General features: G+C 69.0%; 4 protein-coding genes. 2 read left to right on the forward strand and 2 right to left on the reverse strand.

What is annotated here, in order from left to right; all coding sequences use genetic code 11:
• Window positions 1-272 precede the first annotated feature (272 nt).
• A complete protein-coding gene (locus CA983_RS42185) occupies window positions 273-563 on the reverse strand; it encodes a DUF2530 domain-containing protein (protein WP_086605925.1) in 291 nt (96 codons plus the stop codon).
• Window positions 564-680: 117 nt separating this feature from the next.
• Between CA983_RS42185 and CA983_RS42190 the strand changes: the two genes are divergently transcribed.
• The gene (locus CA983_RS42190) at window positions 681-2,132 is read left to right on the forward strand and encodes an NCS2 family permease (protein WP_086605926.1); all 1,452 of its coding nucleotides are present in this window, start codon (window positions 681-683) and stop codon (window positions 2,130-2,132) included.
• Here CA983_RS42190 and CA983_RS42195 read toward each other — a convergent pair.
• Window positions 2,102-2,329, reverse strand: a complete 228-nt coding sequence (locus CA983_RS42195) for a ribbon-helix-helix protein, CopG family (RefSeq protein WP_086605927.1) — start codon at window positions 2,327-2,329, stop codon at window positions 2,102-2,104. The genes CA983_RS42190 and CA983_RS42195 overlap by 31 nt on opposite strands.
• Window positions 2,330-2,482: 153 nt before the next feature.
• Between CA983_RS42195 and CA983_RS42200 the strand changes: the two genes are divergently transcribed.
• Window positions 2,483-2,920, forward strand: a complete 438-nt coding sequence (locus CA983_RS42200; RefSeq protein WP_020273509.1) for a MarR family winged helix-turn-helix transcriptional regulator — start codon at window positions 2,483-2,485, stop codon at window positions 2,918-2,920.
• Window positions 2,921-2,993: the final 73 nt, after the last annotated feature.

The raw sequence follows: 2,993 nt of genomic DNA on the forward strand, positions 1-2,993 counted from the left end.
GGGCGGGCGGGCCGGGTCCGGGCGGACGGGGTGGCGGCCCGTCGCTTCCGGTCGGTGGCTGGGGTGGCGGCCGTCGCTTCCGGTCGGTGGCCGTGTGCCCGGTGCCACGGCGCCGGGGTGGGCGGCGCCCCGTCGTGCGCTGCCCGCGCGGAGCGCCCGGCACTGCGGCCGTGGCGTCGTGGCTCGCGCCGACCGGATTCCTCGCCCTTGGGCAGGGGAAGACGTGGAGACGTGGAGCGCTTCAGCCGACCGGTGCCGTATCCGCGCGGCGGTCAGTCGGAGACGCCCTGTCCGGCCGGGGGAGTCGTCGTCAGGTCCTCTGCCGCGGCCCGCTTGATCGCGGCGTCGCGCCTGCGGACGTACCAGATGCCGATCAGCCCCAGGCCGCCGCCGGCCAGGCAGGTCCACACCCACCACGTGTGGCCGTGGTCGTCGAACCAGCCGTAGAAGGGGAGCTGGACCAGGAAGAGGACGAACCACAGGATCGTGCCGCCGGTGACGGTGGCGACCACGGGGCCCTCCAGGGGCTCCGGCGCCTCGTGTCTGGGGGTCCATTTCGCCATGGGGACAGCTTACGAGGCAATCAGGTCTACGCGCGCAGATGTGCGATCCAGCCCTTATATGTTCATACTGAAACGGTTTGTGTCTGACCACTTCTCTTCGTAGGAACCACCAAACACATGTCCTCCTCGGCTCCCGCCAAGGTCCCCGCCCCTGAACAGCCGGGAGCCGGGCCCACGTACGGCGCACTCGACCGCTTCTTCCGGATCTCCGAGCGGGGCAGCACGCTCTCCCGTGAGGTCCGCGGCGGCCTCGCCACCTTCTTCGCGATGGCCTACATCATCGTGCTGAACCCGATCATCCTCGGCAGCGCGAAGGACATGTACGGTCACCAGCTCGACAACGGGCAGCTGGTCACCGCCACGGCCCTCACGGCCGCGCTCACCACCCTCCTCATGGGCGTCATCGGCAACGTGCCGATCGCGCTCGCCGCCGGCCTCGGTGTGAACTCCGTCGTCGCCCTCCAGCTCGCCCCGCGCATGTCCTGGCCGGACGCGATGGGCATGGTGGTCCTCGCCGGGTTCGTCGTCATGCTGCTGGTCGCCACGGGGCTGCGCGAGCGCGTGATGAACGCCGTCCCCTACGGGCTGCGCAAGGCCATCTCCATCGGTATCGGCCTGTTCATCATGCTGATCGGGCTCGTCGACGCCGGTTTCGTCTCCCGTATCCCGGACGCGGCGCAGACCACCGTCCCGCTCCAGCTCGGCGGGGACGGCCACCTCGACGGCTGGCCGGTCCTGGTCTTCGTCCTGGGCGTGCTGCTCACGCTCGCCCTGATCGTGCGCAAGGTCTCCGGCGCGATCCTGATCTCGATCGTCGCCATGACCGTCGTGGCCGTGGTGATCGAGGCCGTGGCCAAGGTGCCGAGCTGGGGCCTGACCACCCCGAAGTGGCCCGGCAACCCGGTCGCCGCCCCCGACTTCGGGCTGGTCGGCCAGGTCAGCCTGTTCGGCGGCTTCGAGAAGGTCGGGGTGCTGACCGGTGTGCTGTTCGTCTTCACCGTGCTGCTGTCGTGCTTCTTCGACGCGATGGGCACGATCATGGGCGTCTCCGACGAGGCGAAGCTGACCGACGCGCAGGGCCAGATGCCCGGCATCAACAAGGTGCTGTTCGTCGACGGCCTCGCGGTCGCCGCCGGCGGTGCCAGCTCCTCCTCGGCGACCACCGCCTTCGTCGAGTCCACGGCCGGTGTCGGCGAGGGCGCGCGCACCGGCCTCGCGAACGTCGTCACCGGCGGTCTCTTCGCCGCCGCCCTCTTCCTGACGCCGGTCGCCACGATGGTGCCCTCCCAAGCGGCCACCCCGGCCCTGCTCGCGGTCGGCTTCCTGATCCTGGCCGGCTCGGTCAAGGAGATCGACTGGGCGGACCACACGATCGCCGTCCCGGCCTTCGTGACGATGGTGATGATGCCGTTCACGTACTCGATCACCAACGGCATCGGCATGGGCTTCATCACCTTCGTGGTGCTGCGCCTGGCGGCCGGACGGGGCCGGGAGGTGCCGACGGCGATGTACGCCGTGGCGGCGGTGTTCGCGTTCTACTACCTGATGCCGGCGCTGGGTCTGACCTGATCCTCGTCCTCGGAGTCGGACGAGCCGTAGAACCTCTCCGTCTCCTCGACGGCGGTCTGGAACCGTTCGTCGAAGTCATCTCGAATGAGCGTCCGGACGACGTAGTCCTGGACGCTCATTCCCCTCCTCGCGGCATGGTGCCGGAGCCGCTGAAGCAGCTCGTGGTCTATTCGCAGGCTGAGCACGCTGGTCCCCATGACCTGAGGGTCCCGGCACCCTTCGGTGCGGTGTGTCACGTTCCGCCGCCGGATCACCCATATGAGTGATGTCACGCTTCAGTGGTCAGGGTCACGGCATCCGTGCGTGTCCCGGGTGGTCTTTAGCGAGAGTAATGAGTTACGCTAAAGAACATGCCGGACCTCAGCCATGGCGACGATGTAGCCGCCGTGAACTCCCTCCGCTCCGCCGTGATGCGGCTGTCCCGTCGGCTCAAGCACCAGCGGGTCGACGAGTCGCTCAGCCCCACCGAGATGTCGGTGCTCGGCACCCTGTCCCTGTGCGGCAGGGCCACACCGGGCGAGCTCGCCCGCAAGGAGCACGTCCAGCCGCCCTCGATGACCCGCATCGTGGCGCTGCTGGAGTCCAAGGGACTGGTCCGTCTGGAGCCGCACCCCGAGGACCGGCGCCAGAAGGTCGTGACGCGCACCGAGCAGGCCGAGGCGATGCTCGAGGAGAGCCGCCGCAAGCGGAACGCATTCCTGGCCACGCTGGTGGAAAACCTCGACGAGGACGAGTGGGCCAAACTGCGCGCCGCCGCCCCCGTGCTGGAGAAACTCGCGCATCTGTAAGCCGTAGTCGTCGCAAGGAGGCGAACCCTTTTGAGTACGGGACCCGGAGCAGCTTCCGCCCCCGCACCTGATC

It is taken from the genome of Streptomyces swartbergensis (genome assembly GCF_002148965.1).
Classification (GTDB): domain Bacteria; phylum Actinomycetota; class Actinomycetes; order Streptomycetales; family Streptomycetaceae; genus Streptomyces; species Streptomyces swartbergensis.